Raw genomic sequence first — 3,565 nt, forward strand, 5'->3', positions numbered from 1 at the left:
CCGGCCCCGGGGGGGGTGTCGCGGGGCCCGGCGGGGAACCCCTGGGCGCCGAGCGCCGCGACGAGCCTCAGCTCGACCTCTCGGACGTAGTCGACGATCCCCTCGTCCTCGCCGAGCTTGACGATCAGGTACCCGACCAGCTGGCCGGGGCCGTGGTAGGTGAGCTGGCCGCCGCGACCCGTGCTCACGACCGGGATGCCGTGAGCCGGATCGGGCAGGTGCTGCTCAAGGGTTCGCCTGCCCGCGGTGTACACCTGCGGGTGGCTGAGCAGCCAGAGCATGTCGGGGCGCTCGTCGCGTTGCCGCTGACCGACCAGGTCGGTCATCCGCTCCATCGCCTTCTCGTAGTCGACCAGGTCGTCCTGGACCAGGGTCAGGGGGCGTTGCCTCATGCCCCCAGCTTATTTTCAGTAGCGAGCCTCCGGCGCCTTGGGTATGAAGATCCACATGAGCACGTAGACGACCCAGAGCGGCCCGGGAATGAGCGAGAGCAGCAGCCACAGCACCCGGACGAGGGTGGGCGGCAGGTTGAGACTGTCCGCGATCCCGCCGCAGACTCCGGCGATTATCTTGTGGTTTCTCGAACGGTACACGGCGTCTCTCCCCGAATCGGTGTTCTTCGTCCGGTCAAACGAACGACCGGAACCGCCACGTTCCCGAGGCACCCCTGAGAAAACCCTGACAGGGTCGAACTTGATAACTTTTCTTGTCAGTCAGCGTCGATACATCCCTAGGCGAACGCGGTTGATACCGGTACGTTCCGCCATGTACCTATAGGGAGTCTCCCTCCGTTCCACCCCCTAGGAGCGTTATGCGCCTGAGTTTACGACGCAGCATGGTTCAGACCGCCACCCTGGTCACGGCCATCGCTCTCCCCCTCGCCTTCACCGCACCGGCGAGTGCCACCATCGCGGCCCCCAGTGTCCCGGACATCCTCGCCAACGCGTTCGCGACACAGATCAAGGGCAGCAACGTCAAGAAACACCTGGACAAGTTCCAGCAGATCGCGACCGCCAACGGCGGCAACCGGGCGGCGGGCACGTCCGGCCACGACGCCTCCCTGGCCTACGTGCAGGACAAGCTGAACAAGGCCGGATACAAGACCTCCACGACCGACGTCGAGTTCCCGATCAACTGGGAGGAGTTCAGCCCGTCGGTCCTGCAGAAGACGGCCCCCGAGGCGAAGACCTACGCCAACCCGGCCGACTTCGTGACGGTGATCTCCTCCAGCCCTGGCGACGTCACCGCCCAGATCCAGGTCGTCGACGCGGTCATCCCGCCGGGACCGACCCCGAGCACCTCGACCGCGGGTTGCGAGACCGCTGACTTCGCCGGGTTCGTCCCCGGCCGGATCGCCCTGCTCCAGCGCGGCACCTGCCCGTTCGTCGACAAGGCCACCAACGCCAAGGCGGCCGGCGCGGCCGGTGTGATCTTCTTCAACGAGGGCCAGCCCGGCCGTACCGACCCGCTCCTCTTCGACATCATCGAGTGGCGCTTCGGCTTCCCCATCGTGATGGCGAGCACGGCCGTCGGCCTGGACCTGGCCGCCAGCCCGAACACCACGGTCCGCCTGAAGGTGGACGCCAAGACCACGGTCGGCCGTACCAAGAACCTGATCGCCGACTCCCGCTGGGGCAAGTCCGGCGAGATCGTGGCGGTCGGCGCGCACCTGGACAGCGTTCCCGAGGGCGCCGGCATCAACGACAACGGCTCCGGCAGCGCCGCCGTCCTGGAGACCGCGCTGAAGCTGGCCAAGGTGCCGACCAAGTACAAGCTCCGTTTCGCCTGGTGGGGCGCCGAGGAACTGGGCCTGCTCGGCTCCGAGCAGTACGTCGCGGACCTGTCCCAGGCCGAACGGGACAAGATCAGGCTCTACCTGAACTTCGACATGATCGCCTCGCCGAACGGCGGCACCTTCCTGTACGACGGTGACGACTCCGACGCCGAGGGCGCCCCTGCCGGTCCGGCGGGGTCGGCCGAGATCGAGAAGCGCCTGGAGAGGTTCTACGGCAAGCGCGGCCTGCCCTTCGAGGGCACCGACTTCACCGGCCGCTCCGACTACGGTGCCTTCATCGCCAACGACATCCCGGCCGGAGGCATCTTCAGCGGCGCCGAGGGCGTCAAGACCGCCGAGCAGGCCGCCAAGTTCGGCGGGACCGCCGGTGTCGCCTACGACCCCTGCTACCACGCCGCCTGCGACGGCATCGGCAACATCGACGCCGCCGCGCTCGACCGCAACTCCAAGGCCGTCGGCTACGCCACCGCGTTCTTCGCCTACGACCTGACGGGCATCCCCGACCGCAACGCCGCGACGCTCGCCAGGACCGCGGCGCAGACCGCGACGGCTCCTGAGGGCGCGGCCCGCTAACGACAAAGTCCAGCAAAGCGCACCACCACGCTATACGGCGCGCACCCACCACGGGTGCGCGCCGCTCGGGGGACCCCCACACCCTCAAACCCGAGGAGCATGATGCGCAGTCTGTGGACCATGGGCATGGCGGCGATCCTGGCCATCCCTCTGGCATTCACCGCACCATCGGCGTCGGCCGCCGTCCCACCGGACATCTCGCTGACCGCCGTGAAGGCACACCTCACCCAACTCCAGTCCATCGCCACCGCCAACGGCGGCAACCGCGCGCACGGCCGCCCCGGCTATCTGGCCTCGGCCAACTACGTCAAGGGCCTGCTGGACGGCGCGGGGTTCACCACCACCCTGCAGTCGTTCACCTACGGCGGCGCGACCGGCTACAACGTCATCGCCGACTGGCCCGGAGGCGACCCGAACGACATCCTCATGGTCGGCGCCCACCTCGACAGCGTGACCGCGGGCCCCGGTATCAATGACAACGGCTCGGGCAGTGCCGCCATCCTGGAGACCGCCCTGGAGGTCTCCCGCCAGTCGCTGGCTCCCACCAAGCATCTGCGCTTCGCCTGGTGGGGCGCGGAAGAGCTGGGCCTGCGCGGCTCGCAGGCCTACGTGAACAGCCTCTCGTCCACCGAGCGGGCCAAGATCAAGGGCTACTACAACTTCGACATGGTCGGCTCGCCCAACGCCGGCTACTTCATCTACGACGGCGACAACTCCGACGGCGTCGGCTCGGGCCCCGGCCCGGCGGGCTCGGCGCAGCTGGAGGCGACGCTCCAGGCGTACTTCACCTCGATCGGCGTGGCCACCCGGGGCACCGACTTCGACGGCCGCTCCGACTACGGGCCCTTCATCGCCGTCGGCATCCCGGCCGGAGGCACCTTCACCGGCGCCGAGGGCGTCAAGACCAGCGCCCAGGCCACCCTCTGGGGCGGTACGGCGGGCCAGGCGTTCGATCCCTGCTATCACCGGGCCTGCGACACCACGGCCAACATCAGCGACACCGCACTGAACCGCAACGCCGACGCCATCGCCTACGCGGTTTGGACCACCGCCACCGCCACGCCGCCGACGGTCGTCTGGCAGGACACCTTCGAGACCTCGACCGGCTGGACGACCAACCCCTCGGGCACCGACACCGCCACCTCGGGCCAGTGGGAGCGCGGCGTCCCGCAGGCCACCACCTCCAGCGGCGCCAAG

3 protein-coding genes and 1 pseudogene are annotated in these 3,565 nt (G+C 68.8%); 2 read left to right on the top strand and 2 right to left on the bottom strand.

The window, feature by feature from the left end; all coding sequences use genetic code 11:
- Together ABZU75_RS45770 and ABZU75_RS45775 are read right to left on the bottom strand one after the other, a co-directional pair.
- Positions 1–392 (bottom strand): annotated as a pseudogene (locus tag ABZU75_RS45770) (lipoyl(octanoyl) transferase); the annotation flags it as partial.
- A 15-nt stretch (positions 393–407) separates the two neighbouring features.
- The gene (locus ABZU75_RS45775) at positions 408–593 is read right to left on the bottom strand and encodes a PspC domain-containing protein (protein WP_343964802.1); all 186 of its coding nucleotides are present in this window, start codon (positions 591–593) and stop codon (positions 408–410) included.
- Positions 594–835: 242 nt separating this feature from the next.
- On the opposite strand from ABZU75_RS45775, the gene ABZU75_RS45780 reads away from it, so the two are divergent.
- The gene (locus ABZU75_RS45780) at positions 836–2,368 is read left to right on the top strand and encodes a M28 family metallopeptidase (protein WP_355569649.1); all 1,533 of its coding nucleotides are present in this window, start codon (positions 836–838) and stop codon (positions 2,366–2,368) included.
- A 99-nt stretch (positions 2,369–2,467) separates the two neighbouring features.
- On the top strand, positions 2,468–3,565 hold a 1,098-nt coding region (locus ABZU75_RS45785; RefSeq protein WP_355569652.1), incomplete at its 3' end, for a M28 family metallopeptidase.

Source organism: Streptosporangium sp. NPDC005286 (assembly GCF_040607515.1).
Lineage (GTDB): Bacteria > Actinomycetota > Actinomycetes > Streptosporangiales > Streptosporangiaceae > Streptosporangium.

What these genes read in the sequence shown, in the direction of transcription:
- ABZU75_RS45780 (WP_355569649.1), top strand. Translation starts at nt 836, where the DNA reads ATGGTTCAGACCGCCACCCTGGTCACGGCCATCGCTCTCCCCCTCGCC.